This is a genomic window from Natronorubrum halophilum (assembly GCF_003670115.1).
Classification (GTDB): domain Archaea; phylum Halobacteriota; class Halobacteria; order Halobacteriales; family Natrialbaceae; genus Natronorubrum; species Natronorubrum halophilum.
In genome coordinates this window covers 279429-305613 of the sequence record NZ_QQTY01000003.1, presented here as the reverse complement: position 1 = coordinate 305613, position 26185 = coordinate 279429, and the positions used below count along the sequence as shown (strand labels likewise).

Below are 26185 nucleotides of genomic sequence, written 5' to 3'. Positions count from 1 at the left end.
TTTCGACGCCGTTCGCTGTCGGCGCGAGCGGTCGACCGCGCGTCCGAACTCAGGCCGTTTCCAGCACCGGTGTCGACTGGAGTTGGTCGTAGTACTCCTCGAGGCGCACCGCATCGTCCGCGGAGAGGTCGACCAGCGGGTCGCGCACCGGTCCGCCGGTGTGCCCCGCGAGATCCATGCCGTACTTGACGACGGGCACGTTGTTCGCGGCCGAGAGCGCGTTCCCCTCGCCAGATTCCTCGCGGAGGTCCTCGATCGGGCGCAGCAGACGCTGGATCGATCGGGCCACCTCCCAGTTCTCGTTCTCGACGGCGTCGAACAGCGCCAGCGTCGCCGCTGGCGCGAAGTTTCCGAGACCGGTGGTAAAGCCCGTCGCTCCCTCGATGGCAAAGGAGAGCGCGTACCGCTCTGCGATCCCGTTGACCCAGGTCACCTCGCCGGGTGCGTCCGCGACGGTCTGGGAGAATTCCCTGACGTCGTTCACCGCGAACTTCACCGCGACGACGCTCTCGCGCTCGCTCAGGTCGACGATTACGTCCCGCGGAACCTCGGGACCGCGCTTGTAGATGACGACACCGAGGTCGGTCGCGTCGCAGATCCGGTGGTAGTAGTTCGCCAACCCGCGCTGGTGCAGGTAGGTGTGGTCGGGGTGCATCACCATGATCGCGTCCGCCCCGGCGTCCTCGTAGGCGTCGGCGAGTCGTTCGACCTCCCGGAGGCTGCCGGCGACGCCGCCGGCGATCGTCGCCTCGTCGCCGGTCGCCTCGACGTGGGTCTCGACGATCTCGATCCGCTCCTCGTCGGTCAGCGAGTAGTACTCGCCCGTGTTACCACAGGGGATGAACAGGCGAGCGCCGGCCTCGTACTGCGTCGCGAGGTTGTCGGTGAGTTCGTCGAACAGCACGCCCGATCCGTCGTCGCTGAACGGCACGGCGGTGGTGAATGCGACGTCTCGGAAACGCACTCTGAGGCCAGCTCTGGGCATGTCGTGGTCGGTACTACGACGAACCGAAGTGATGAATGTATCCCTGGGTCCGCTCGGCTCGTTCGCGATCTCGCACTCGGTGCAACGCAAGCTATATTGGACGCGAGTCTGTCGGGTTCGCTATGGAGATCACGGACGTTCAGGTGATTCCGCTCGCACACTCGCTCCCCGACGGGCACGGACTCGGCGACGCGCGAGGCTTCGGGACCGACCGCGGGACGACGCTGGTACGCCTCGAGACCGATGACGGCACCGTCGGCTGGGGCGAGGCGTTCGCGCCGGGGCCGATGGCGACGGCGACCATTGAAACCATGTTCGTGGACGACGTCGTCGGCATGGACCCCTTCGAGGTCGAATCGCTCGCCGAGACGTCCTACACCGATCCGTACCACTTCGGCGGCGACGTGGTCGTCCAGAGCGCCGTCAGCGCGATCGACGTCGCCTGCTGGGACATCATCGGAAAGAGCGTCGGTCGGCCGGTCCACCGGCTGCTCGGCGGCACGCGTTGCGAGGAGTTGACTCCCTACGCGTCGACGATGTACTTCACCGAAGCGGATCGACCGATCGCGGAGCCGATCCGCGAGGCCGTCGAGGAGGGGTTTACCGCCGCGAAGATCAAGATCGGGGCGGGCCTCAAGTCCGACGTCGAGCGCGTGCGCACGGCGCGGGAGATCATGGGTGACGACGCCGATCTGATGGTCGATATGAACGGCAACTATCGTCCCCACCAGGCCGTCAAGTCGGCACGGGCCATCGAGGAGTACGACGTGGCCTGGATCGAAGAGCCCGTCCCGCCGGAGAACCGGTCGGGATACCGCGAACTACGCGGGAAGATCGATGTCCCCATCGCCGCCGGCGAAGCCCACTACGGACGATTCGAGTTTAAAGAGTTGATCGACGATCGGACGGTCGACATCGTCCAGCCGAACCTCGGTCGCTGTGGCGGCCTCTCGGAGGCGCGGTTGATCGCGGGCATGGCCTCGACCGAGAACGTCGCCGTCAGGCCGCACATCTGGAACAGTGCCGTCGGCATGGCCGCCGCGGTACAGTTCGGCGCGAGCATCTCGAGCTATCCCCACACGCGCAACGTCCCCGAACCGATGGTGATCGAGTTCGATCGCAGCGAGAACCCGCTGCGGAGCGAGTTGCTCGAGACGCCGTTCGATCCGACCGGCGGCACCATCGACGTCCCGCAGAGTCCGGGACTGGGCATCGAAATCGACCGCGACGCGCTGGAACGGTACCGCGCTGACTGACTGGCGAAGCCGTCGTGATACTCATTCGACGCCCGCGACCGGAGGTAGCTTTATCTGACTGCCATCCGGCGCGACCAGTATGGAGCGAGCACTCGTCGTCGTAGACGACACGGAAACGCACAGACAACTTCTCGCCGAAGCGGGCGCGTTCGCACGGAACGGGGCCGCCGAGCTCGTCGTCCTCGCGTGGACGACCCCCGAAGCGGCCGAGGAGAGCGTCGACGCGCTCGAGTGGGTCGAGAAGATGGAGGGAACGACGTTCAAGGAAACCGACGAAGTGTCCATGACGCGGCAGTTCGCTCGGGAGTTCAGCGACGACGTACTCGGCGACGTAGACGTCGACGTAGACGTCGAAGGCATCGTCACCGAGGAGGGCGGTCTCGACGACGAGATCCTCTCAGCGGCCGATCGACTGGCCTGCGATCACATCTTTCTCGTCGGTCGCAAGCGGTCGCCGACTGGGAAGGCGATCTTCGGCGACGTCGCCCAACGCGTCCTGTTGAACTTCGACGGTCCGGTGACCCTCGTGATGCAGTAGTCCCGGATGGGACCGGTATTTTGATGGTGAGTCCCCGAGGGCTAGGCGTATGGACGTACTAGTAACCGGTTCGTACGGTCGGTGCGGTACCGCAATCATCGATCACTTGCAAGACGACGATCGGTACGAGTTCACGTACTACAATCGATCGGACCGGGACGCCGGTCCCTACGCCGAGTACGAGACGGTCGTCGGCGACATCGCGGACTACGAGACGCTCCGCGAGGCCTGCGAGGGTCAGGACGCGATCGTCCACCTCGCCGCCTACCCCTACACCGACGGCGACTGGAGCGATATCTTCGAGCCGAACATCCTCGGCATGTACAACGTCCTCGAGGCCGCCCGGGAGGCCGAGGTCGAGTCCGTCGTCTTCGGCTCGACCAACCACGTGATGGGGATGTACGAACTCGAGAACCTGCCCGAGATCTACGAGCGCGACTACGGCCTCGTCCTCGATCACACCGACCCCGTTCGTCCCGACTCCTACTACGGCGCGTCCAAGAGTTTCGGCGAGGATCTCGGCCGGTACTACGTCGAGGGCGGTAAGTTTCCGACGCGGTTCTACGCGCTCCGAATCTGTAGCGTCCGGAGCGAGGAGTACGACCATCCCTACGGCGACGCCGAGATCGGCGTCGCGGAGGGCGACTGGGAGCGCGGCAGCGACGAGTACGAGGAGGAGGTCGCGCGGATGAAAGCGACCTGGCAGTCCCGCCGGGACTTCGCCCACCAGATCGAGTGCTGTCTGCAGGACGACAGCGTCGAGTTCGATATCTTCAGCGGCGTCAGCGACAACCGCCGGCGCTGGTACGACCTCGAGCACGCTCGAGCGCGGATCGGCTACGATCCGCAGGACGACGGCGAGGAGTGGGACGCGCCGCCGGAGTAACGTCGGTCTCAACGATTTTCACGCCGCGGACAGCGGCCGTATCGCGATCGGCGGGAGGATCCCGAAGAGGGCGCGGAGCCGCGTCGAAAGGTTTACGCACGCTCGAGCGGATCGGTTCCGCATGGACCGTATCAGCGAGATCGACAGTGTGCGCTATCGGGTGGCTCGATGACGATCAACAGCGACTGGGGCAAGTGGTGGGCCCGCGAGGAGTTCAACGGACCCTCGGTGGACGGCGTCTCCCTGTGGTTCCTCGGCGTTACGGGCTGGGCGATCAGGACGCCGGAGACCACCGTGTTCATCGACCCCTACTTCAGCACCGAGCGGGACCGCGAGTACATCGCCCGGATGCCGCCGGTGCCGATGGAACCTCAGTGGGCTGACTCCTGTGACGCCGTGTTCTGCACCCACGACCACCGCGACCACTTTTGGCCCCCGTCCTTCGGCCCGCTGCTGGACCACGGGGGATCGGTCCACGCGCCGGCCGAGTGTTACGAGAACCACGACGTGAGCGAGATTCCGCCGGACCAGCAGGAGGCCGTCGAACCCGGCGACACCTACGAGGTCGGCGACCTGACGATCCACGTTCGGGGCGGCCGCGACCCCGACGCCGACGGAAGCGTCACCTACGTGCTCGAGCACGAGGAGGGGACGATCTTCCACGGCGGCGACAACCGCCCCTGCGAGGCGTTCCACGACGTCGGCGAGGAGTTCGATATCGACATGGGCATGCTTTCCTACGGCACCAGCGGCCGCATCGTGATGGACGGCGACGTCAAGCGTCGGAAACTGTACAACGACGCCCAGGACGTGATCGAGGCCGCGAACGCCCTCGGGATCGATCGACTGGTGCCGACCCACTGGCGGCGCTGGCGGTCGATCCAGGCCGATCCCGGCGCGCTCTCGGCGGCCGCGACGACCTTCGAGTACCCCGCATCATCGAGGAGATCGAGGTCGGCGACCGCCTCCGACTCGGTCAACCCGGGATCGTCCCGCCGACTCACCTCGGCGACGAGTGAACGGCCGTCGGCACCGGTTCGAGCGGTCCCTCGAGACGGTCGACTCGAGTCGGTGAACGATCGATTTCGCCCGGTGGCGATAGCGAACTCCGGGCCGGGCGTCGACTGACCGGCGAGACGACTGTCGGGACGAGCAAAAAACGAAATAACGTGCTACGGGCGGACCGGTCGGCCGACGACCTAGTAGTTCATGTAGACCGTCTTCGTCGACGTGAAGAAGTCGAGCCCCGCGTCGCCCTGTTCGCGGTAGGTGTTCGTCGAGGATCCCTTGTAGCCGCCGAAGGGGACGTGCAGTTCGAGGCCGGTCGTCTTCTCGTTGACCTTCGCGACGCCCGACTCGACGTTCTCGGCGAACTGGTTGGCCTCGGTGAGATCCTGCGTGATGATACTCGCCGAGAGGCCGTAGTCGACGTCGTTGGCGACCTCGAGACCCTCCTCGAAGCCGCCGACCTTCAACACTGCCAGCACCGGACCGAAGACCTCCTCCTGGGCGATGCGCATGTCGTTTTCCACGTCCGAGAAGACGGCCGGTTCGACGTAGTAGCCGTCGTCGTACTCGTCGCCGGTAAGTCGCTCGCCGCCGGTCTCGAGGGGCGCGCCGTCTTCCTCCGCGGCGATCTCGACGTACTCGAGCGTGCCCTCCAGTTCGCTGTTCGTGACGTGGGGGCCCATGTCGACGTCCTCGTCGCCGGGGCCGATCTCGATCGATTCGGCGTACTCGGTGATCCCCGCGACGAACTCGTCGTAGACGTCCTCGTGGACGATCGCTCGGGAGCAGGCGGTACAGGCCTGGCCGGTGACGCCGAACGCGCCGGCGCCAACGATGTCGACCGCCTCGTCGACGTCGGCGCTGGACATCACGACCGTCGGGTTCTTCCCGCCCATCTCACACTGGACGCGCTTGAGGTCGTCAGCGGCGGCCTGTGCGACGGCGGTACCGACCGCCGTGCTCCCGGTGAAGGAGACGGCGTCGACGCCCTCGTGGTCGGTCAACACGCCGCCGACTTCGCTGCCGGAGCCGGTGACGGAGTTCGCGACGCCGTCGGGCAGTCCCGCGTCGTCGAGCGCCTCGAGCAGCTTCAGGGCGACGGTCGGTGCCGCCGAGGCGGGTTTGAGGACGGCCGTGTTGCCGGCCGCCAGCGCGGGTGCAAGCTTCCAGGCCGGGATCGCGATGGGGTAGTTCCACGGCGTGATCAGCGCGACGGTTCCCAGCGGTTCGCGTTTGGTAAAGAGGTCCTTGTCGGCTCCGCTGGGCGACTTGACGGTGCCGCCGAGGTCGCTGGCCTTCTGTGCATAGTAGTAGAAGATGTCGATCGCGCGCTGGACCTCGCCGCCGGCTTCGCCGAGCGTCTTGCCCTCCTCGCGGGTCAGCGTCTCGGTCAGTTCCTCCTTCCGATCCTCGAGAATCTGCGCCGTCTCCTTGAGGATCGCTCCCCGCTCCGGGCCGGGCGTCGACGCCCACTCGTCCTCGGCGGCGACGGCGGCCTTGATCGCCGCCTCGGCGTCCGCGGACGAGGAGGACTGGAACTCCCCGACGACCTCGTTCGTGTTCGCGGGGTTCAGCACCTCGAACGTATCTCCGGAACTCGATTCTACCCACTCTCCATCGACGTAGTTGCGGTACGCTGTCGGCATTCGAGCTAGCTATTCGTTCTCCCTCATACGAAGGTTTGTTTTCCGGCAATACTACTGGCGTCGGCGACGACGGGTCCGCCGGCGATCGGCTCGGCGCGACGAACCCTAACTAATTTATACAGGAGCGGCGAACTATCGTGGTAATGGGTTCCACGCAGCGAACGAACGATTCGGAAACGATCTCTCATATCAGAGAATCAGTACTCGAACCGCTCTTCGGCTCCATCCTGTTGAAAATCGCGGCGGCGGGCGTCGTCTTCATCGTGCTAGGCGCGTTTCTAAACGGGGGAGGCACGGGAGACGGCGAGTTGATGGGCATTTGGTCGGCCATCTTCGCCGTCTGGGGAGCGGGGCTGGTCCTCGTCGGCCTGGGTCTCTACACTTTCGTCTGGTGGCGTCGGCGCTGATGTGCGACTGGTGGTGAAACTTCGAGTACGGGAGATCCGAGGCTGCCGGGCTTCAGTGCAGTCACTATCCGAGTAGTTCTCCACGACGGACGTGCCTTCAGCGGGCGATACGGAGTACTGCGATCGACGCCCGTCGGACGACGCGTTCGGACTTCAGCGACGGGTGAGCTGTGAGACGTTCCGCTCGCCGGGTCGACGCTCCAGCGAGAGCCCGTCGATCTTCCGGATCGTTATCTCGCCGAGGACGTTGACCTCACAGCCCGCCTCCAGATGACCGCCGACGGTTCGGTCACCGTCGAACGCGGTCACGTGGAGGTGGGGCTCGCCATCCGCGATGACGCCGTTGATGTCGGTGACCTCCCACGCACCGTCCAGCTCGAGGTCGACGTTGCGATCGCCCTGCTCGTCGGGAAGGTCCGTGCGATCGACGTAGTGGACGTTCAGCGTGCTGAACGTGCCGATGCCGGTGACGACGGCACCGGTGTCGACCCCGTGGTCCTCGCAGGCCCGCTCGATCGATTCGAGGGCCATGTCGCCGCGGTCGAGACGGACGATCACGTGTCCGTCGTCGGATTCGAACGATTCCATGTCAGCCCGTCGAACGGCCATCGGAATAAACCTTGACGCCGCGGCAGTCGAGGGCGGTTCCGACGCATCGAGCAGCGCGCTGGCAGCAAGCTTGAAGTGTGGCGGGACGGTCGGTACGGTATCTATGAAGACCGTCAGGTACGGAATCGTCGGCGCGACGGGATACGGCAGCAACCACGCTGATGCGGTCGCGGCCATCGACGGCGCCGAAGTCGTCGGGGGTACGGCGCGGAGCGAGGCGTCGCTCGCATCGTTTGAGGTGGACCACGACGCGACGGGATACACGGACTACGAGGACCTGTTCGACGCGGAACCCCTCGATGCGGTCAGCATCTGTACGCCCTCGGGAACGCACGCCGAAATCGCGGTCGCCGCCGCCGACGCGGGGCTCCACGTCCTCTCCGAGAAACCGCTCGACGTCTATCTCGAGCGCGTCGACCGGATGATCGACGCCGCGGATCGAAACGACGTTCGCCTCGGCGGGGTCTTCCAGCGTCGCTTCACGCCCGAGCGCTGGACCGCCCGACAGTGGGTCGAGGAAGGACGGTTCGGTGACCTGCTCCTCGCCGATACGGCGGTCAAGTGGCACCGTCCGCAGCGCTACTACGATGACCACTGGCACGGTCGCCGCGATCTCGACGGCGGCGTCCTCATGCAGCAGGCGATCCACTTCGTCGACTTGCTCCAGTGGCTGACCGGCGGTATCGAGCGCGTGACCGCCGATACCGGAACGATGGCCCACGAGATGGAGTGTGAGGACGTCGCCGTCGTCACCGTCCGATTCGAGAACGGCGCTCGCGGTACCATCGAGGCGACGACCGGCGTCTCGGGCGGACGGGAGCGCGTCGAACTGAACGGTACCGCGGGATCGTACAACTCCGGGACGTTCGTGCTCGAGGACGAAGCGGTCGATCCGGACCTAACGGAACCGCCGTACGGAACGGGACTCGAGGGACAAATCGGAGACTTCGTCGCGGCAATCCGCGAGGAGCGCGACCCGATCGTCAGCGGCCGCGACGCGCGCGAGGCCGTCGAAGTCGTCCTCGCCGCCTACGCGTCGGCGGTGCTCGATCGTCCCGTGTGCATCGACGAGGTCCGCGACGTACAAGCGCACACCTGACCGGAGGGATCCGGTCGATCAGCGACGACGCGTTGGCTCGAGCACCGATATGCAAACGGGTTTCGGCACCGCGAGTTCCGCGACCGGCTCGAGGCGTCCGCCCCCGTCGATCGCGAACGCGACGATCGAGTCGCCGTGCTGGTTGGCCGCGATCAGAAACCCGCCGTCGGGTGTAAGAGCGATATCTCGAGGCGTCTCTCCGCGCGTCGGTTCGTGGGTGACGAGATCGAGGTGACCGCTCTCGCGATCGACCGCGAAGACGGCGATGCTATCGTGCCCCCGGTTGGAGACGTACACCCACCGTCCCGACGGATGGACGTGAACGTCCGCGGGTGCGTCGTCTCCGTCGAGTCCCGGCGGCAGGGTGCTCGCCCGATCGATCTCGGCGAGCGCGCCGGTTTCACGGGCGCACTCGAACGCGCTCACCGTCGAATCGAGTTCGTTGACCACGTAACAGATCGCCTCGGTCGGATGAAACGCGATGTGACGCGGTCCCGAACCCGCACGGGTCGTCGTAGCCCCCGCCTCGGCGGTTCGGAGCGCTCCGGACTCGGCGTCCGGGCGATAGATCTCGATGCGGTCCGTTCCGAGGTCGGGCGCGTAACAGAAGCGATTTCGCGGACCGGGCACGATCGAGTGCGGGTGGGGAGCCGCCTGACGCTCCGGGTCGAGACCCGACCCTTCGTGACGGACGACGTCGGCGGCTTCGCCCAGGCGGCCATCGGGTTCGATCGGGAACGCCGACACGGTACCGCCCTGGTAGTTGGCGACGAACGCGTAGCGTCCGACCGCGTCGACGCTAACGTAGCAGGGAGCGGCCCCTTCGCTCGAGCGATCGTTGAGCCGCGTCAGGTCGCCGCGACCGGATTCGATTCGGTAAGCGGACAGTCGCCCGCCGTCGACTCGTTCGACCGCGTAGAGGCTCTCACCGTTCGGGTGGATCGAAAGAAACAGCGGATTCTCTGCCGGCGACCGCCCTCGTTCGGCCACCGTTCCGTCGGCCGACAACTGAACGGTGACAACGCCGTTCCCATCGCTCCCGGTCGAGCAGACGAACGCGAGGAACGACTGTCGTGTACCCATATCGGAAAACGGCCGCCGTCAGTCGACCAGTCCGTCGCCGACGAACGAGTACCGCTCCGCGAGGTCGATACGCTCGCCGGTTCGGCCGGACTCGTAGGCGGCCATCGTGACGATCATCGTCCGGAACGCGTCCTGAACCGTGATTGGCGGCTCGGTTCCCTCGCGGACCGCCTCGATGAACGCCTCGGCTTTGGTCTGTCGGCCGTGGTAGTCGAGGTACGGGTCGTGCTCGGTGCCCTCCGCATCGATCGTGTAGCCGGTGCGCTCGTCCCACTCGCGCCCCTCGAGGTAGACGGCACCGTCGTCGTCCCAGATGTGGATGTGTTCTCGCGTACACGCGACGATACCCGAGTCCGAGACGTTAGCGAGCGCCCCGTTCTCGAACTCGATGGTGATCGAGGACTGTTTGTCGAAGATCTTGTCCTCGTCGTGGAACTCGACGTTGGCGTTGACGTGGGTCGGGGTGAGGCCGGTCACCCAGAGGATCGCGTCGATCACGTGCGAGCCGACGTTCAGGAGGTGACCGCCGCCGCTCAGTTCGGGGTTCATCCGCCAGTCGTCCATGGACTCGTAGTACGAGCGCCAGTCGTGGGTGATCTCGCCGGTGATGAACGTCGGGTCGTTGTCACCCGTCGCCCACCGCTCGCGGGCCATGATGAACGCGGGGTTCAGATGCCGCTGGTAACCGAGCATGATGACCCGGTCGGTCTCCTGGTTACGCCGGTACAGATCGCGGGCGTCCTCGACGGAGGTCGCCAGCGGTTTCTCGCAGAGAACGTGGAGATCGCGCTCGAGCGCGGCGACCACCTGTGCGTAGTGAAGCCCGTTCGGGGTAGCGATCGCCGCCGCGTCGAGGGGCTCTTCCGCTAGCATCGTCTCGTAGTCGGTGTACCGGGCCGACGCCGCGACCTCGAGCTCGCTGCCCGCTTCGACCAAATTGTCCTCGTTGATGTCGGCTATCGCGACCAGTTCCGTGTTCGGCACGGAGTCGAACTGCCGTCCGAGCCGGATCCCAAGGCTCCCGAGCCCGACGAGCCCGACGCGGAAATCGGTTGGTGGTGAGTCGGCCATGTTGTACTCACGCATACAGCCAAACTGCCTATAATTGTTTTGTTCGATAGCGCTGCCGCAGAAGTTCGTCGATCGGATCCGACGTGACGGACCAGACGGTACCGGTGGCTATATATTACGTCTCGACAACCGCTACCGAGATGTCGCCAGAGTCGATCACCGTCCACTCGATCGGGGATTCAACAATGGCCGAGAAGGAGCCGGGCGAACACCCCAACTATCCCGACGGCGTGTCCGACGATACGCACTTCAGCGAGCACGGGGCTCGCCGGATGGCCGAACTGGTACTCGAGGGGATCGAAGAACTGGATCTCGAGCCGACCGCCCGCGTCGTTCGGGACGACCGGTGATCGGCCCTTCGGTCGCTCGAGTTGTGCGTTTCTCCGCCGTGTTTCTCGGCGATGCAGAGGTATAAACTCGAGGCCGCGTCACTACCGCGACTGCCGGTTCAGAGACGAACGCAGGCAGATCCAACGCCCGCCAAAACGCGGTTGACGCGGACCGCGATCGCGTTCAGGAGCGCTCAATCGTCTCGTCGCTGTCGTCGTCGGTCTCGACGTAGTCGGCCAGCGTGTCTCTCAGACGGATTAATATTTGGGTGCCGTGAATCCGGCGTAGACTACGCCTCGAGATTCTCCTTCGAATCCAGATATCGGTGAAGAAGTCGACGAACAGCAACGTCTGCTTGAGATAGACGTCGTCGGTTGTCTCCGCGAGCGGTGCGAATACTGTGCTTTCTCGTCTCGGACTGGTGCCGATACCCTAAATCACCGAAAAAGACCGATCAATCCGGTTAAACAACTGATCCGTGAGCTGGCGGCTCGGTTTGTCTGATCAGTTCAATCATTACCCAACAGTTCAATCCGTTCCTCGGACCGTGACCGATTCTGATTTTACCGCGACGGATGGCAGATCCGTTCCCCTCCGTTGTACTCGCGAACGCGATACTTCCTCGTACGGACGCGACGAAAGCAAGTCTACCCCGCGTTCAGGCTACGAAAACTTGATGTCGAGTTCGATGATGTTGGCCGCCTGCTGGACACATTCGGCAAGTTCGCCGTGGAGGTAATCGTCCGTGATTCGACTGGCCGGACTGGTGACGCTGACGGCAGCGGACGACCGACGTTCCGGACGGGCGCGGCAACACAGCGGAGTCCCCGGTATTTTCTTCGTCGTTGATCGCGTACCTCCGCTCGGCGATTTCCTTAAGTTCCTTATCGAGAATGGCCGGATTTGTTTTTGATATACTGTGTATCGATCGTAACTCTCAACTATTTATAACCGTCCACATGTACTGAACGATGTTCTATTACATACGCACAAGTGTAAAATTCGGCGAGAGGGGGGAACTGGAGAAGACTGAACAATTTAGTGGCCGTCGGTAATTGGATATCTCACCAAACGAGAAGTATGCTCGGTATTGCCCTTAGCGCGGCATCTACTAAAGAGATATACCACAGGTGGCGAGCTCAGAGAGGAATCGCGCATAAATTGATAATACGGCCATTGTGTCTTTCGTCGCAATAATAACTATTTGGACTTAGAACAGTTCTTTACGGTGTTTCCCATTTTCCGCTTCTTGTCGGCCGCTATCTAGTTCAGGTCGGCACTGCGACCGGCGTTACGATGACGGCAGATCATCTCGAAAGATCGACATGATCGCCGGAAGTCTCGCGATCGCCGTGAACCGACAGTAGAGCTTCGGGCTCAGGTTCTACGCTTTCTGCTTGTTTTGTTTATTCTATAGATATATAATTTATATAACTCTTGAATCTTTCTTCTTATAAATTATATATAATATTTAGAGTGAGGAAGCATCGAATAGTATTATTCGGTTTCGGGCGCCGGCGTTGTCTGCGTCTGTTCCGAACGAACCGTATCGACGACGCCGCAGAGATATCCGATAGTAAATCCGCGTCCTCGGTGTCGCCAGTCGTCATCGCCCTCCATCTTCGGTACGTGGTCGGGAATGACTGCCCCTTCGAAACCGACATCGTGGAGAGCTCTCATCGCATCAGCGGTATTGAAGTTGCCCTTATCGACGAACGTCTCGTGGAACTTCGGCATCGTGCCGGCGACGTCACGGAAGTGGATAAAGATGATCTGATCGCGCTCGCCGAATCGACGGATGACATCGGTAACATCCTCACCCATCTGTGAGAAACAGCCTAGACAGAGCTTCAGTCCGTGATTGTCGCTCGGGAGGAGTTCCATGCCCTTCTCGAAGTTCTCCACATTGCGGAACAGGCGCGGAATCCCTCCGAGCGATTCGAGACTCGGCGGATCGACCGGATGGAGTGCCAGGTCGACACCTGCCATCTCGGCTACTGGAAGAACGTTCTCAAGAAAGTATTGATAGTTGTCCCAGAACTCGTCTTCGGTGTACTCACGGTCGATACCGGGTGCGAGCTCGTCCGGGTTGTCAAGCTCGTCGTAATCGAAGGCAGTTGATTCGGCGCCGCCTCGGTCTTCAACGGGAGAAGTGCGCATCGGAACCACGCTACGGGGATTCCACTGATATCCCAATATTGGGATGTCGGCCTCTCCGAGATTTCGAATCAGGGTCGTAATCTGATCGAGTGCCTCATCCGCACCGTCACGACCGAACATAATGTCGCCGTACATCGAATACGGGAGAGATTGTATACCTGTAAAGGTCAGCCCTGCATCCTCGACCCGTTCCCGAGCGGCTGTAAGTTCCGAAATGGACGGAATTTGGTTTGGACCGACTGCAATCGTGTCGGTTCCATCACGGTCGTTGAATTCATCGGGTTCCTCCTCCGTATCGGCGTGATCAACGAAAATGTCCGTTGCACCCAGTTGACGAATGTATCGTAGTCGAGACTCCGAAAGTGACCGTGTTCGAACGCCAACGCGAACATCAGCGCTACTCTTTTGGGTCATACTTTATACTTATCTTGAAACGACTAAACTGTTACGAAGAGTACAGTGACCGCGAATAGGACGGATGTGATGATCGGTACCGCCTTCGGATAGTGTCGGGCCATCGAAAGACTGTCAGCATTAGTTCAAACCCCCATACCATCGGAACCCGCATGAATGGGAATCTGAAAACTAGGTGCACCCGTTTGCTATGGGACAGCAATCCGGGCTAGCGTGTTCAGAAAGTTACGACAGGTGGCCCAACGTTCTCTCGGCAGACTCTAGGCGACGCGCTGGTTGACTCGCATTCTGTTAGTGTACTAGATTGCGCCATCCGTTCGACCGGCGCACTGGGGCACAAACGCAGCTATCCGTCTCCTATTCGAGTGAAAACCAGCCCGTGACGGTCGACAGATTCCACCGCGTTAGGTCGACATCGTCGTTACGGTAACTGGTCCATCGAACTGGAGGATAACCGATTGGGCTACGTCGCCGAAAACTGCTTTTCCGGCCGGAGAACGCTTCTTTCCGCTAACGAAAATGTGTTCGCAATTCTCTTTCTCGGCCACCCGGATCAGGTCTCCTGGAATCGTCCCGACGAGACCAATTCCTCGATGTGGGATCTCGTCACCGAACGCGTCGCTCGCGATATCTTCTGCTTCGGTCTTTGCAATCTCCTCCATCTCGTCGATGCTTTCGATCTGTCTCTCCGAGGTCGCCTGCCGTTGAAGGTTATTTTGGAACGTCTTTTCGTCGACTATTCTACAGAGAATAATCTCCGTCTCCGTTCCGGATACGTATCGCTTTCCCGTACGTAGCAGTTGTTGATCCGGTTCGTCCTCCGTCAGGACGATAAGCACTGTATCCATACTCTCTGTACTATCGTGAAGACATATAAACCTCAGCCTGCGGTGAGACGCTGTTCAGATGCAGTTACAGGACGATGAAGGCACGAAAACAGGGAACTAAATTAGAAGAAGTAGTTGTTCGGGACGTAGACTGAGACTTCCGGCACGAGGGCGACAATCAAGATAACGACTAGTAACGGAATGTAGAACAAGACCATTGCACGCATGACGGTTTCGAGTGAGGCATCAGTCACCTTTTCCAGAACAAAGAGGACGGATCCCAGCGGCGGCGTCACGACGCCGGTCATGAGCGAGAGGATCATCACGATTCCGAAGTGGATCGGATCGATTCCGAGCGTCCCGATGATCGGCATGAGGATTGGAACCATGATCATGATCGTTGCGGTAATGCTCATGAACGTCCCGATGAGCATGAACAGCGGGACGAAGATTAGGATTGCCACTGTCGGATTCGTCGTAAAGCCTGTAATTGCGTCAGCTAACAGTATTGGAATCCGGAGCTGCAGCGCGACGAGACCGTAGAGCATCGCGAGAGAGATGATGAACAGAATAGAGAACGTTTCTACCATTCCGTCCCGGAATTCCTCGAGCAGTATCTCTCCAGTGAGAGAACCCTGATAGAAGCCTAGTCCGATCGCGTAGAGAACTGCAACCGCGCCAGCCTCCGTCGCGGTAAACATTCCTGAGAGAATACCGCCGATGATGAATACAGGGATTACTAGCGCGGGGAGAGCACTGATGAACTCTTGACCGATCGTCTGGAGTCCGACGGCTTCGATCCGTCCGTCGACTACCTCGTCAGCCTCACCCGCGTCGAGGGCGTCGTCGGGATCAAATACGCGCTGAAGGACCCGGTCAAACTCGGGGCAGCCATTGGGGCCGGCGACGACGATGTCGTCTGGGTCGACGGCCTCGCGGAACCCTACGCTGTCCCGTTTTGGGCCGAGGGCGTGGAGGGCTTCTCCGCAGGCGTCAGCAACTTCCGACCGGAGGTCGGGCTTGAACTGTTCGACGCGCTCTCCGATGGCGACTGGGAGCGCGCCCGCGAACTCCGGAACATCTGCCTGCCCTTCCAGAACTTCCGGGATGAGACCGGTCAGGACAACGCGATCGCCGGCGCGATCAGCGTCTCGGCAGTCAAGAAGGGGCTCGAACTCGCCGGACTCCACGGCGGCAACGTCCGCGAACCGATCCGCACGCTCCAGCCCGAAGAGGAACAGAAAGCCGAACGGCTGTACGATCAACTCGATGATGACATCGAGTCCCTCGTCAACTAACTCGAGAGCGATCCCAGACGCGAACAGCGGCCGATAGCACAGCGTTTCCAAGTGCCTCCGTTTTGCAGCCAGTGTGAGTTCGTCACGAGGCGACAGCGAGTCAATCTTGCCGCTGTGCAGGACTGATCACGTCTCTTGGCTGCTACTCGCTCGCACTTCCGAATTTGATCTGTGCGACGGTACGCGACCACCACTATTTCGTTCCTCCCTGAGGAACGATTTTTGCCGTAATCAACGAAATGGACGCCGATCAAGTTCACACAGTGTTGCTCCACGGATCGTGATACGACGCTGGAGACCGCCCCTATTCTCGCTTTCGCTGAATTCTATGCTTGACTGAGAGTGATCAATGCCTAAAGCCGCCGGCTTCAGTCTCTGTTGTCTGTCGTTGTCAGTTCGAAACGGCCTTTTCGACAACCCGTGTTCGGTTGTCGGGAACTATCAGCTTTAGCCGCTCTTCGCCCATATTTCGAATTTGTATCTACTAATTAATATAATTATAAATGATTCAATGTTGGTTGGATTTGTAGAAACCATTCGTATTCTCTTGCCAAAATATATTACAATTGTACTACTGTAATTGTGCCGTGTAGGAGAACTGGTCGTAGACTCGGTCGGATCGGACTCTCGCCGTAAAAGTCCCTGTTGACCTTGTCGAAGTAGAAGTGGAACACGTCTTCGTGGTCCATCGGTGTTCGGTTAAGCACTGGATGGCCTCGTGAAGGCTTCAGCCACTCGTTCGCTGAGTAAGAGGCGTGATTTCTCTGGTTGACGGGCGTCACGGAACGTCAATTCCGACAGGTTCGGCGGTGGATGTCCGAACGACTGGGCCAAATCTTCGAGGATGAGCTGGGCGAGAGACCGAACGGTCCTCGCCCAGCGTTCCCGCGGAAACACCGTCTCGGGAAACAACTCTTGAAACATTCCAAGCAAGGCTCTGCTGACCACAAGCGTCAGCAGAGCCGCCACAACCAGCAGTTCCACGATCGCTGGATCGCTTGTCTGGAACTTCTCCAGCCCGTACACTGATTTCAACTCCCGAAACAGCAACTCCACCTCCCACCGCAACCCATACAGCGCCGCAACCTGCCGTGGAGTGAACTCATCGGGCAGATTCGTCATGTACAGATGGTAGTCGTCGGTGTCCTCGTTTCGGACACCGACGACGCGGAACTCCATCGTGCCGGTTGATTGTTTCCCAGCGTACGCCCGTCGCTTGAACGTAATCTCCACAGTCACGTCCATGATCTCACGTCTGAGATCGCCCAGAACGTCCTGGAGACGGCGGCCTGGCAAGGAAATGGCGCGCCCACGCCATTTCCGCCGCTCTCCGACGATCAACGGGTTCGCGTTCGACTTCAGCCGCGTCAGAAAGAATCCGCCGTTTTCCTCGATCAACGCGAATCGGCGGAAGCTGTAGAACCCGAGATCGAACAGCAACAACCGGCCTCGCAGCCAGCTCCCGGTGCGGAGCTGGCTGCTCTCCTGAGTGCGCTCATCGGTGAGCTGGAACTGTTCGAGGCTCTGTGAGGTGGCGTTATGGACGAGATGAAGCTTTGCGCCGGACTGATCGGGGTGAGTCGCGAGAAACTCGCTGAGGAGCCGATGCAACCGGAAGATGGTTGCATCGGCGATCAGCACGTCGCGAAACAACTCGAACCGTGGAGCGATCGTGTGAGGAACCGCGACCTCCTCGAGCGCATGCGCGAGAAGGTCGCTCAACAATGTCGCAAGTGCTGGTGTGAACCGGTCGTAGAAGCTGGAGCGAGCAACAGTCTGGTTGGTCGCTGCGGAATAGGCTCGCTGAAACCCGGCGATGGTACGGGCTTCGCCGTCGACGGCGAAGCCCATGATCAGGGTCCAGACGAGCATCGTGATGTCGATCGTGCGTTTGCGCTGAACGACATCGCGCTCGTACGCGATGTCTTCGATAAGCTCTGCTGGAAAGAGAGAAGTCAACCGTCGTCGAATGAGGTCTGGGGAGAGTTCTGTTAACACAACCTCTTTCCACGCGGTCTACAACGATAACCTCGTCAATAGAGCGCAGTCTCCTGGTTTCTCCGCTTAACCGAACACCGATGCTTCGTGGTCCAGATATCCGCACCGCCCCCACAAATCGTGATGATGGTTGTCGCTGCGGTCGTTCCACTGGATAGCGTTGCTGCAGTCACGCCGAGGCTCCCTACACCGATCGCTCGAAGGAAGGATCGTCTATCGTGTGTCATTCTGTTACACCGTTGAGTGAGACAATACTCCTCTTGATAAATCTTTTCCCGGTGAATGTACATTTTTCGGATACGACCGTAACCGTTACTGGGATCGTGGCTGATCCCTCCTACGTTACGGGCATTCACGCCGTCTGACCCGTCGTAATCTCAGACCTAACTATGATTTCCGCCACATGAACGCGACCGGGACTCGAACCCATCGTCCGCACTCGGATCTAGGAGAATTTGGTATTGAGTTCGATGACGTTTGCGGCTCGTTGGACGCTGTCGGCGAGTTCGCCGTGCAGGTAGTCGTCCGTGATCCGACTGGCCGGACCTGTGATACTGATGGCACCGAGCACCGTTTTTCCGTTCCTGACGGGCGCGGCGACACAGCGAAGTCCCTCGATGTTTTCCTCGTCGTCGATCGCGTACCCGCGCTCGGCGATCGTGTCGAGTTCCTCGTCGAGACTGTTCGGGTCCGTGATCGTTTTCGGCGTTTTCGACGCGAACGTCGTGTCGCTGACGATCGCGTCCCGTTTGTCGGACGGAAGGAACGCGAGAATGGCTTTTCCGAGCGAGGTCGAGTACATCGGCTGTTTCCCACCGGCGCGTGACGCCGTTTCGACCGCCTGATTTCCCATCGCCTTGTAGAGGTAGGATACTTTCCCGTGTTCTTCGAGGCCAAACTGAGCGATTTCCCCCGTCTCGGCCGCCAGTTCGTCGACCTCGTCGACGATCACGTCGTAGTTAGCGACCTGATCGCGGACGTCGTTAGCCATGTCCAGTACCTGGAGGCTCAGTCGGTAGCCGTCGTCGTAGCGAACGATAATCTCTTGCTCTTCTAAGGTCTGTAGGTGACTGTGTATCGTACTCTTCGAGTGGCTGAGTTCGTCGGCTAGTTCTGTCACGGTGATCTGATCGTTCTTCCGTACGGCATCGAGGATATTGAACGCGATTTCCACCGATTGTATCCTGCGCCCCGTTCGTTTCTTGGGTGGTTTTGTCATACTATGTTGTAGTATGGTTCTCCGTTATATATCTGTTCCCCAAGAGGGAACTATTAGCGGAGAAATCCGCTTACGGGTGCCCGTCCGCAATCGGTAATTTGGGGCTGAATAATCGTCATCTCCCTGTCTAATCCATGTGTGAGTGTCTCAACCATGATCGGAACGTCTTCGGATCGGTTTCGACACCGGTAGCTGTCATCGTCCCCCTCCAGAAGCGGCTTCTTCATTTTCTTCTCGCGAACACTGACGATGTCCGATATATCGGTGTATTGACCCTCGAAAACGTCGGACCCGAAATACGGATATCGCTTCGCCGAAATCCGGTACTCGGCATTTACACCCACATGTCTGTAATTCTGAAAACAGAGCATTACGTCTGCACTATTGTAAATATTCGGCAGGGGGGGGGAACCGAGTCCATCCGCGAGATGGGGGCAATCATCACAACGGCGGGCGTTTGATCGTCTCGTCGATTCACCGTCTTGGTAGCGACGGCGTATCGCGGTCAGGGCGGACTCGCATCGGGGTTCTCGACGGCTCGAGTCCACTGTGCGAGCCACTCGTCCAAGCCGTCGTCGGGCACATCCAGCGAATGGGTCGTTGTCGCTGGCTCGGGATAGCCGCCGACGGCCGACTGGCTGTCGATAATCGATCCCGTTCCTTCGCGAACGTGCTCGAGTATCCGTTCGTCGTGGTACGCTCGGTCGGCGGGACGAGCCCCGACACCCGAGAACACGGCTTCGTAGGCCTGCCATCCCGGAACGGTTTCCAGTCCGTCGGGCCACAAGGGCGTTTGTCGGCCATCGTGATCCCGCTCCCGGCTCCGGACACCGGCATCGAATTCGGCTCGGTCTCGTTGTACGCGATGTAGGCTGTTATCGGCCCCTGCGCATCGGTGTAGGTCGTGCCGATGACGGTGTCGTCGGTGGGCGTCCGCGGTCCGGCGCGGTAGTAGTTCCGGATGATAGTGGCGGTCGTCTCGTCGTCGACGCCGCCGCCGAGGTTGAGCGCGCGCTCGAAGTTGTACCCCACGTTGTTCGCGACGACCGAACTCGAGCCGCCTTTGAGCCGCGGGTGGCGGGCGACCGTGTTCGCCCACAGGTTCCCCGCGATGGTCACCCGTTTGCTGCGATCCATCACGAGCGTGCCGTAAGAGTGGGCTCCTTTCGGGTGGATCGAGTCGTTCAGGCACTCCGCGATGAGGTTGTTGCTGAACGTGATGTCCGGGTTTTCGGGACCGCTGTTGGTCGAGATGCTCTCGTCAGTGCCCCAGCTTACTGAGCAGTGGTCGAAGACGACGTTCGAGCCGCCGTCGCTCCGATGTGGGAACTCGCCGACTCGGCGAGGAAACTCCCGTCGAATCCCGCTGAGTTGTCAGGATCGATGTCCTTGGTCTTCGATCCGTCGGCGCGGGATTCGAGTTCGCTGCACCCAGCCAGCGTTCCGGTGAACCCGATTCCGGTGAGGGCCAGGAATTTCCGCCGAGCGAAACGACACCGCTCGCCCACACCGGTAGTACCGCCACTCGTTCGATCCATATCTCCGCCCATACCCACCCCCGCTTAAATCTAGGCGAGCCAGACGCTGTTGCTCGTCGCCCTGAGTCGACTCGACGGCGACTTTCCCGCCTATCCCGAACGGATCATGGAAGCGAACCACGCCCATGTTCAGGATCACCTCACACTCCTTCGCGAGGAAGGCAGCGTTCCCGACAACGTCGACGAAGATTACCTCCGCGATCGAAGCCCGGTCTTCCATCGTGGGCTCCTCCAGCTCACGATGGGGGCATCTCAGCCCGTCTACTACGGCGGCCTCGTGATGGCACAGTTCCGCCACTTCGACGCCGAACGCGAACGGTCGGGGCTTCCGCCGGGCGTCTCCGCGCTGGTCAAGGACGTGACCCGCGACGGCGTCGCCCTCGAGCTCGTCAACGGCGGCGGCGCGGACCGCGAACTAATCGTTCAGGCCGGCGCGTACGGCGAACACGAATTCACGGCCCTCGAGTACGGAACCGAGCGCGTGCGTCTCGAGTCCAATGCGGTCCGGGTCTCGCTCCCGAGCGGTTCTCGCGTCTCGCTCCGGGCGTCCCTCGATCGGTTCGTGAACGAGCCGACCTACGCGTTTCCCTGGGACGACTCCCGCGCTACGAACGGAACGACACCACCGACTACGAACTGAACGATACCACCGAATCGCTGTTGGTGAAGCGTAGTGCGTCGCTTCATCTTGCCAAATATCTCTTTCAAATACTGTTCGGGTTATCGAGATGTTCGCTGGTGAACGGGCGAGATCGACCGGCCGTAACTTGATACCAAACCTGATCCACGATTCGATTACTGATTGTAATCCGGATCGAACGAGAGATGCCAGACAACGCACGAACCGAACAGCTACAAGGGTGTTTCGAGTGCATCCACTCTAACGTCGAGAGATGGGCGACTTGACGACATCTGGAGAACCGCAGGAATGTGATGCGAACCCTGGAAAAGAAGGTTCCAACAGAGGCGAACCGACTCTAAAGCGGGGTCAGTCTCGCGTACACACGCTCAGAAACGGATGCCAAAAATCATGTACCTTCTACGCATAGGAGGCGTATCGATGGCCGCACAATCACGATCCGACGAAACGACGGACGCGATAATGCGTGCAACGTATCAGGCGTTGTGCAAACACGGCTATCCGGATACGACCATCTCGAATATCGCCGCCGAATTCGACAAGAGCAAGGGGCTTCTGTACTATCACTACGATGATAAAGACGATCTCCTCACCGATTTTCTACGATATCTCCTCGAGCGATTCGACTCGAACATCAAAGACGATATCGACGGCGATCCGTACGAGCAACTCATCGGATTGATCGAACGGATTCTTCCCGCTCGATTGGACGACGATCAACTTCGGTTCCGACAGGCGTTCTTCGAGATTCGATCGCAGGCACCCCACAGCGAAGCGTACCACGATTTGATCGCACAAAACGATGACTTACTCCGCTCGGAGTTGACGAGCGTGATAGAACGCGGTATCGATTCGGGACAGTTTCGATCGGTCGATCCGGAGCAGACGGTGGACTTCATTCTTACGATGAGTATCGGGACGATGGAACGGGTGGCGACGCTCGAAGACGAGGACCTGTATCGTCGAAACCGTCGGAGTCTCATAGAATATATCGATCGACAGCTACTCGAGGAGTCAGACGGGACGGAGTGAGATCGGACAGACGCCGCGTCCCGTGCGCCTCGGGCGGGTCGTAACGACGGCACGTTTCGAGGTCCTCGAGCGAGAAATGCAAAGACTTCATAGTGATGTGAACTGATCGAACAGTAACGGGAGTACGAACCGGCGACCGTAGAGAAACTGCGCGAGGATAGTAGCGCCCGATAGACACGGAATATGAGAGAAACGATCACCCGGAGACGAGCAGCGATCGAAGACGCGCTTCGAAACCACCTCCCCGACGTGGACGAGTTCGAGCAGTATCGCGAGGGGCCGGTATCGATCGGTCGCCCTCGAACGCGCGGACAGGTGTTTCTGGCGCTGTTCGACGGATTCAGCGCTGGTACCCGCGTTCCCGATCGGATTCTCCCCATCGCAGTCGCCCTCGAACTCGCGTCGTTACAGACGCGCGTTCACCGAACCGCGCTCGAGCGACCCCGTTCGACGACCGCCGAATACGACCCGACGCGCGACATCCTTCGAGGGGATCTCCTCGAGTCAACGGCGTTCGAAACGATGCTTTCGGTTCGTGCTTCGCCCCGAGTCGTCCAGCGCTGTTTCGGGGTTCTCGTCCGAGCGAGCAGGCGAGTGCAAGAGGGCAATGCGATGGATTACGGAGCCGAAACCGTGATCCGACACCCCGATCTGGACGTCGGTCGACGGTTCGGTGCGCTCACCGGTGGCGCAGCCGAGCTCGCAAGAATCGTCACCGAAGCCGACGACTACCGACGGCGACTGATCGAGGCCGGAAGTGCGTTCGAGTATCATCTGTGGTTGCACCTGAGGTCACCAAAGACGGTGACCGCGGAATCTTCGAAATCGTCGACTCCGGTAGACGTGTGCCGCCGCCAAATCGATGCGCTCGCCGATTGTTGTCCGTCCCCGTCGGGAGAACGGGTCCGTCGACAATTGCGCGCGTTCCTCGAGGAGAGCACGAACTACGAGGCGGCCGACTCAAGAGCGTGAGCGACCTGCGTAGCCCGATACCGATTCGTGGTTGTACGCTGCGGAGACGGACGATCTCCGGACGAGTGCGGCGGAGTTGACGGCTATTACAGGCGTCAGTGAATCCACGGTTCGTGCTCGCCACGAGCAATTCGTCGATCACACCGGAACGATGGATCAAACGGCTATCGCATCCACTGTCGATTACGCAGGAGTACCGCGAAACGGGCCGACTGTCCCGTCCGCGGAGCGAAAATAGAGCCAGTGTTGTTGGACGAGTAAGCGGTATCAACTTCGCGTGTTCGATGACGTTACATTCGTACTATCGTAATCTCAGAGACAACACTGCTACTGGTAGAACGTTAGTCAGAGGTCGACATAAACCTTACTGACCGTTCAGTCAGGTGTGCGGTGTCGCGAATCACATTCCATCCGCGATCAGTTCGTCCACCGACGCAGCCACGACATCCGACAGCGAGTCGGTATCCCGTCCGCGAAACCGTTCGGCGATAGAGAGCTGCCGGTCCGCGTCGTAGTCGACGGCCGCCGGCACCGCGTCAATTACTGCAGGCTCGGGTTCGAGCCGCTCGCGGAGCCGACGGAGCCCTGGTCGAAGGCGGTACCGGTGATCGACCTGAGTCGATCGAGCAGCGAGTCCTTCTTCGGTTCGCTCATGAGGGCAACCTCGAGGACCTCGCTGATGTTCGAACAGGGGACGATCTCGATCATCTCCTCGTACTCGTCTTCGATCATGACGTCTTGTTCGTTAGCCTTGGGGATGATGACCGTCTTGCAGCCGGCTTTGGCGGCGGCTTCGATCTTGTGAGTGACCCCGCCAACCGGGAGCACGTCGCCCCGCACCGACAGCGATCCGGTCATCGCGATCGACTGGTCGACCGGAATGTCCTCGAGGGCGCTGATGACGGCGGTCGCCACCGTGATGGAGGCGGAGTCGCCGTCGACACCCTGTTGACCGGCCTGGACGAACTGGATGTGGATGTCTTTCTCCGAGAGGTCGACGTCCGAGAACTTCTTGATGATCGCCGAGACGTTCTGGACGGACTCCTCGGCCATCTCCTTGAGTTGCCCCGTCGCGATTACCTGTCCACCACCCTGTGCGGGGGCGATTTCGGCCATGACGGGGAGCATGATACCGGAGTCCTCGCCCATGACGGCCAGGCCGTTGACGCGACCCTCGACGCCGTCTTTAGTGACCTGCAGTTCGTAGTCCTTGCGCCGTTCGATGTAGTCGTCGGCGAGCTGTTGCTCGATCGATCGCGAACGGTCTTTGGCTCGCAAGACGTCGTCGCGAGTGGTTCGTTCTCGGTCCTCCGAGCGAGCGATGTCGCCGGCGACGCGGACCAGTCCGCCGAGGGTACGGAAGTGTAGCGTCAGGTGGTTCTTCCGACCCGAGCGACGCTTGGACTCGAGGATGAGTTCCTCGACGGCGTCGGCGGTGAAGTGTGGGAGGCGACCGTCGCGTTCGACCTCCTGGGCGATGAAGCGGACGTACTTGCGCCGCATCTCGGGAGTGTCTTCGATGGTGTCCTCCATGTAGACCTCGTAGCCGTACCCCTTGATTCGATTGCGGAGCGCGGGGTGCATGTTCTCCATCGCGTCCAGGTTCCCCGCGGCGATCATGATGAAGTTACAGGGGACGGGCTCGGTCTGGACCATCGCGCCCGAGGAGCGCTCGGACTGGCCCGTAATCGAGAACTCGCCCTCCTGGATCGCCGTCATCAGCTTCTGCTGGGTGCGGACGTCGAGCGTGTTGATCTCGTCGAGGAAGAGCACGCCCTTGTTGGACTTGTGAATGGAACCGGCTTCGACCCGGTCGTGACTCGGGGTTCCCATCCCGCCGGACTGGAACGGGTCGTGGCGGACGTCGCCCAGCAGTGCGCCGGCGTGGGCACCGGTCGCGTCCTCGAACGGCGCGGTGCGCTTGTCGCCGTTGTTGATGAGCATGTTCGGAACCATCGTGTCCGACCCCTGGCTCATGGTCCGGAAGATCAACCAGACAACTCCTGCCGCGAGAATTCCCAGCAAGAGAGAGGAGGAGGAGAGGATCGTATAGCCGATGATGACGGCGATGACGACCCACATCAGGATCGAGCGCATCCGGTTGCGCTTGTTGGCTTCCTCCCTGTGGGCGGCGACGATCTGTTCGCCCTTCCCCGCGGGGACGGTTCGGACCTTCGGCTCGTTGCCGTCATCCGGGTTGTGGTAGAGGAGGACGTCCTGGAGATCCTCCTGTGGAAGCAGTTGGCTCATCGCCTTCGCCAGCATCGACTTTCCGGTCCCCGGCGAACCGATCATCATGACGTGGCGGCGCTGTTTCGCCGCTTTGATGATGATATCTCGCGCTTCGTCCTGTCCGATGACCTGGTCGACGAGTCGATCCGGAATTTCGATATCGTCCGTCGAATCGATCTTGAGACCGCCGAGGAGGTCGTCTTCGGCGATCTCTTCGTCGATATCGACGCCGGGATCGACCTCGACCGTACTTCCGAGTTCCGTTCCGGCCTCGGTGGTGCCGTCGTCCTCCTCGTGGGACACCGACTCGGGGTCGTCGATCGGATCGTCGACGTCGCTGTGACCGTCGCCGTCCGCCTCGAGCGGCGACTGATCTCCCCGACGCTCGGGCCGTTCCTCGGCGGGAACAGCGTCCGACGGGTCTTCGGGAGGGTCGTCGACGTTCGTGTCGTTATTCATAAGGTCTGTTTAGTATCGGATCCCAAGAGATTGCGACGGATATACTTTCTCCATGTGACCGCTCGTAGCAGTTGTCGGTCTCGAGGTAAAAAGCGATTTTACCCGCGACATTCGCTCTGAACGATTGCGTTGGAAGTCGAACTCGCGACCAAACGGCACCCCAGACCGGTCGCGTTCAGGTTGTCCCGCTGTACCGGAGAGAAAGCACGGAGCCACGGTTCTGCGGTCGCTGGTCTCGTACAAGTGGAGTAGTTTAAGAATTACAAGTCCACAATAGTACCAGAATAGTGGGGATATTCAGAGCGTTCCAGTTCCCGTACTTTTCGTGTCAGGGTCGAAGCCCGCACCGACCGAGTGGATTCTGAAGGGAATCCGCGCCATCAACGGGAATCGCCGCCTGTTCGAGATCGCGCTTCTCGGCTCGTTCTTGCGGGAAAACCGCTGCACAAACGGCATATTCATCGAGAGTGGTTATTTG

22 protein-coding genes and 3 pseudogenes are annotated in these 26185 nt (G+C 60.7%); 11 read left to right on the top strand and 14 right to left on the bottom strand.

What is annotated here, in order from left to right; all coding sequences use genetic code 11:
• Positions 1-49: 49 nt before the first annotated feature.
• Positions 50-985, bottom strand: coding sequence for a dihydrodipicolinate synthase family protein (locus tag DWB23_RS13565; protein ID WP_121743362.1), 936 nt, complete (start codon positions 983-985; stop codon positions 50-52).
• A 122-nt stretch (positions 986-1107) separates the two neighbouring features.
• Between DWB23_RS13565 and DWB23_RS13560 the strand changes: the two genes are divergently transcribed.
• The 4 genes from DWB23_RS13560 to DWB23_RS13545 all read left to right on the top strand — a co-directional run bounded on the left by DWB23_RS13560 (position 1108) and on the right by DWB23_RS13545 (position 4793).
• On the top strand, positions 1108-2241 hold the full coding sequence (locus DWB23_RS13560; protein WP_121743361.1) for a mandelate racemase/muconate lactonizing enzyme family protein: 1134 nt from the start codon (positions 1108-1110) through the stop codon (positions 2239-2241).
• A gap of 79 nt (positions 2242-2320) precedes the next feature.
• Complete coding sequence (locus DWB23_RS13555; RefSeq protein WP_121743360.1) at positions 2321-2779, top strand: universal stress protein; 459 nt, start codon at positions 2321-2323, stop codon at positions 2777-2779.
• A gap of 49 nt (positions 2780-2828) precedes the next feature.
• Positions 2829-3665: an NAD-dependent epimerase/dehydratase family protein gene (locus DWB23_RS13550; protein ID WP_121743359.1), complete on the top strand. Its 837-nt coding sequence runs from the start codon at positions 2829-2831 to the stop codon at positions 3663-3665.
• 168 nt (positions 3666-3833) lie between these two features.
• Positions 3834-4793 carry an MBL fold metallo-hydrolase gene (locus tag DWB23_RS13545; protein WP_238717434.1) on the top strand — a complete coding sequence of 320 codons (960 nt, stop codon included), beginning with the start codon at positions 3834-3836 and terminating at the stop codon, positions 4791-4793.
• Positions 4794-4864: 71 nt separating this feature from the next.
• Here DWB23_RS13545 and xacF read toward each other — a convergent pair whose 3' ends face one another.
• Positions 4865-6319, bottom strand: a complete 1455-nt coding sequence (xacF, locus tag DWB23_RS13540; RefSeq protein WP_121743358.1) for a 2,5-dioxovalerate dehydrogenase — start codon at positions 6317-6319, stop codon at positions 4865-4867.
• A 143-nt stretch (positions 6320-6462) separates the two neighbouring features.
• On the opposite strand from xacF, the gene DWB23_RS13535 reads away from it, so the two are divergent.
• The gene (locus tag DWB23_RS13535; protein ID WP_121743357.1) at positions 6463-6726 is read left to right on the top strand and encodes a hypothetical protein; all 264 of its coding nucleotides are present in this window, start codon (positions 6463-6465) and stop codon (positions 6724-6726) included.
• A gap of 153 nt (positions 6727-6879) precedes the next feature.
• On the opposite strand, the gene DWB23_RS13530 is transcribed toward DWB23_RS13535, so the two are convergent.
• Entirely contained in the window at positions 6880-7314 is a 435-nt protein-coding gene (locus DWB23_RS13530) for a PPC domain-containing DNA-binding protein (protein ID WP_121743356.1), read from the bottom strand.
• Between the two features lie 124 nt (positions 7315-7438).
• Here DWB23_RS13530 and DWB23_RS13525 point away from each other — a divergent pair, with 124 nt between their 5' ends.
• Positions 7439-8434: a Gfo/Idh/MocA family protein gene (locus DWB23_RS13525; protein WP_121743355.1), complete on the top strand. Its 996-nt coding sequence runs from the start codon at positions 7439-7441 to the stop codon at positions 8432-8434.
• 18 nt (positions 8435-8452) lie between these two features.
• Here DWB23_RS13525 and DWB23_RS13520 read toward each other — a convergent pair whose 3' ends face one another.
• Positions 8453-9517, bottom strand: coding sequence for a lactonase family protein (locus DWB23_RS13520; RefSeq protein WP_121743354.1), 1065 nt, complete (start codon positions 9515-9517; stop codon positions 8453-8455).
• An 18-nt stretch (positions 9518-9535) separates the two neighbouring features.
• On the bottom strand, positions 9536-10603 hold the full coding sequence (locus tag DWB23_RS13515; RefSeq protein WP_121743353.1) for a Gfo/Idh/MocA family protein: 1068 nt from the start codon (positions 10601-10603) through the stop codon (positions 9536-9538).
• A gap of 182 nt (positions 10604-10785) precedes the next feature.
• Here DWB23_RS13515 and DWB23_RS13510 point away from each other — a divergent pair.
• Positions 10786-10938 (top strand): annotated as a pseudogene (locus DWB23_RS13510) (GntR family transcriptional regulator); the annotation flags it as partial.
• 1477 nt (positions 10939-12415) lie between these two features.
• Here the strand turns inward: DWB23_RS13510 and DWB23_RS13500 are convergent.
• The 3 genes from DWB23_RS13500 to DWB23_RS13490 all read right to left on the bottom strand — a co-directional run bounded on the left by DWB23_RS13500 (position 12416) and on the right by DWB23_RS13490 (position 15056).
• Positions 12416-13492, bottom strand: coding sequence for a mannonate dehydratase (locus DWB23_RS13500; protein WP_121743352.1), 1077 nt, complete (start codon positions 13490-13492; stop codon positions 12416-12418).
• Between the two features lie 404 nt (positions 13493-13896).
• Entirely contained in the window at positions 13897-14340 is a 444-nt protein-coding gene (locus DWB23_RS13495; RefSeq protein ID WP_121743351.1) for a universal stress protein, read from the bottom strand.
• A gap of 101 nt (positions 14341-14441) precedes the next feature.
• The gene (locus DWB23_RS13490) at positions 14442-15056 is read right to left on the bottom strand and encodes a TRAP transporter large permease subunit (protein WP_338067824.1); all 615 of its coding nucleotides are present in this window, start codon (positions 15054-15056) and stop codon (positions 14442-14444) included.
• A 54-nt stretch (positions 15057-15110) separates the two neighbouring features.
• Here DWB23_RS13490 and DWB23_RS13485 point away from each other — a divergent pair.
• Positions 15111-15617 (top strand): annotated as a pseudogene (locus DWB23_RS13485) (dihydrodipicolinate synthase family protein); the annotation flags it as partial.
• Positions 15618-16316: 699 nt separating this feature from the next.
• Here the strand turns inward: DWB23_RS13485 and DWB23_RS13480 are convergent.
• From DWB23_RS13480 to DWB23_RS13455, 4 genes are all read right to left on the bottom strand, one after another.
• A complete protein-coding gene (locus DWB23_RS13480; protein ID WP_121743350.1) occupies positions 16317-17615 on the bottom strand; it encodes an IS4 family transposase in 1299 nt (432 codons plus the stop codon).
• Positions 17616-18060: 445 nt separating this feature from the next.
• The gene (locus tag DWB23_RS13470; protein WP_121743348.1) at positions 18061-18834 is read right to left on the bottom strand and encodes an IclR family transcriptional regulator; all 774 of its coding nucleotides are present in this window, start codon (positions 18832-18834) and stop codon (positions 18061-18063) included.
• Positions 18835-19308: 474 nt separating this feature from the next.
• Complete coding sequence (locus DWB23_RS13460; RefSeq protein WP_121743346.1) at positions 19309-19971, bottom strand: hypothetical protein; 663 nt, start codon at positions 19969-19971, stop codon at positions 19309-19311.
• A 137-nt stretch (positions 19972-20108) separates the two neighbouring features.
• Positions 20109-20372: a hypothetical protein gene (locus DWB23_RS13455; protein WP_162989818.1), complete on the bottom strand. Its 264-nt coding sequence runs from the start codon at positions 20370-20372 to the stop codon at positions 20109-20111.
• A gap of 61 nt (positions 20373-20433) precedes the next feature.
• On the opposite strand from DWB23_RS13455, the pseudogene DWB23_RS13450 reads away from it, so the two are divergent.
• The 3 genes and pseudogenes from DWB23_RS13450 to DWB23_RS13440 form a co-directional block, all read left to right on the top strand.
• Positions 20434-21012 (top strand): annotated as a pseudogene (locus tag DWB23_RS13450) (hypothetical protein); the annotation flags it as partial.
• A 420-nt stretch (positions 21013-21432) separates the two neighbouring features.
• The gene (locus DWB23_RS13445; RefSeq protein WP_238717431.1) at positions 21433-22044 is read left to right on the top strand and encodes a TetR/AcrR family transcriptional regulator; all 612 of its coding nucleotides are present in this window, start codon (positions 21433-21435) and stop codon (positions 22042-22044) included.
• Positions 22045-22227: 183 nt separating this feature from the next.
• A complete protein-coding gene (locus DWB23_RS13440) occupies positions 22228-23016 on the top strand; it encodes a polyprenyl synthetase family protein (RefSeq protein WP_121743343.1) in 789 nt (262 codons plus the stop codon).
• Between the two features lie 400 nt (positions 23017-23416).
• Here the strand turns inward: DWB23_RS13440 and DWB23_RS23760 are convergent, their stop codons facing one another.
• Both DWB23_RS23760 and lonB read right to left on the bottom strand, forming a co-directional pair.
• Positions 23417-23548, bottom strand: coding sequence for a hypothetical protein (locus DWB23_RS23760; protein WP_275086308.1), 132 nt, complete (start codon positions 23546-23548; stop codon positions 23417-23419).
• 8 nt (positions 23549-23556) lie between these two features.
• Positions 23557-25707 (bottom strand): ATP-dependent protease LonB, encoded by a 2151-nt coding sequence (gene lonB, locus DWB23_RS13435; protein WP_121743342.1) that lies wholly within the window; start codon positions 25705-25707, stop codon positions 23557-23559.
• Positions 25708-26185 lie beyond the last annotated feature (478 nt).

Coding starts and splice junctions, on each gene's coding strand:
- DWB23_RS13440 (WP_121743343.1), top strand. CDS start 22,228: ATGAGAGAAACGATCACCCGGAGACGAGCAGCGATCGAAGACGCGCTT.
- DWB23_RS13455 (WP_162989818.1), bottom strand. CDS start 20,372: ATGGATCGAACGAGTGGCGGTACTACCGGTGTGGGCGAGCGGTGTCGT.
- DWB23_RS13555 (WP_121743360.1), top strand. CDS start 2,321: ATGGAGCGAGCACTCGTCGTCGTAGACGACACGGAAACGCACAGACAA.
- DWB23_RS13535 (WP_121743357.1), top strand. CDS start 6,463: ATGGGTTCCACGCAGCGAACGAACGATTCGGAAACGATCTCTCATATC.
- DWB23_RS13460 (WP_121743346.1), bottom strand. CDS start 19,971: ATGGATCGCAGCAAACGGGTGACCATCGCGGGGAACCTGTGGGCGAAC.
- DWB23_RS13515 (WP_121743353.1), bottom strand. CDS start 10,603: ATGCGTGAGTACAACATGGCCGACTCACCACCAACCGATTTCCGCGTC.
- DWB23_RS13550 (WP_121743359.1), top strand. CDS start 2,829: ATGGACGTACTAGTAACCGGTTCGTACGGTCGGTGCGGTACCGCAATC.
- xacF (WP_121743358.1), bottom strand. CDS start 6,319: ATGCCGACAGCGTACCGCAACTACGTCGATGGAGAGTGGGTAGAATCG.
- DWB23_RS13565 (WP_121743362.1), bottom strand. CDS start 985: ATGCCCAGAGCTGGCCTCAGAGTGCGTTTCCGAGACGTCGCATTCACC.
- DWB23_RS13520 (WP_121743354.1), bottom strand. CDS start 9,517: ATGGGTACACGACAGTCGTTCCTCGCGTTCGTCTGCTCGACCGGGAGC.
- DWB23_RS13470 (WP_121743348.1), bottom strand. CDS start 18,834: ATGACAAAACCACCCAAGAAACGAACGGGGCGCAGGATACAATCGGTG.
- DWB23_RS13525 (WP_121743355.1), top strand. CDS start 7,439: ATGAAGACCGTCAGGTACGGAATCGTCGGCGCGACGGGATACGGCAGC.
- DWB23_RS13445 (WP_238717431.1), top strand. CDS start 21,433: ATGGCCGCACAATCACGATCCGACGAAACGACGGACGCGATAATGCGT.
- DWB23_RS13530 (WP_121743356.1), bottom strand. CDS start 7,314: ATGGAATCGTTCGAATCCGACGACGGACACGTGATCGTCCGTCTCGAC.
- DWB23_RS13560 (WP_121743361.1), top strand. CDS start 1,108: ATGGAGATCACGGACGTTCAGGTGATTCCGCTCGCACACTCGCTCCCC.
- lonB (WP_121743342.1), bottom strand. CDS start 25,707: ATGAATAACGACACGAACGTCGACGACCCTCCCGAAGACCCGTCGGAC.
- DWB23_RS13545 (WP_238717434.1), top strand. CDS start 3,834: ATGACGATCAACAGCGACTGGGGCAAGTGGTGGGCCCGCGAGGAGTTC.
- DWB23_RS13495 (WP_121743351.1), bottom strand. CDS start 14,340: ATGGATACAGTGCTTATCGTCCTGACGGAGGACGAACCGGATCAACAA.
- DWB23_RS13500 (WP_121743352.1), bottom strand. CDS start 13,492: ATGACCCAAAAGAGTAGCGCTGATGTTCGCGTTGGCGTTCGAACACGG.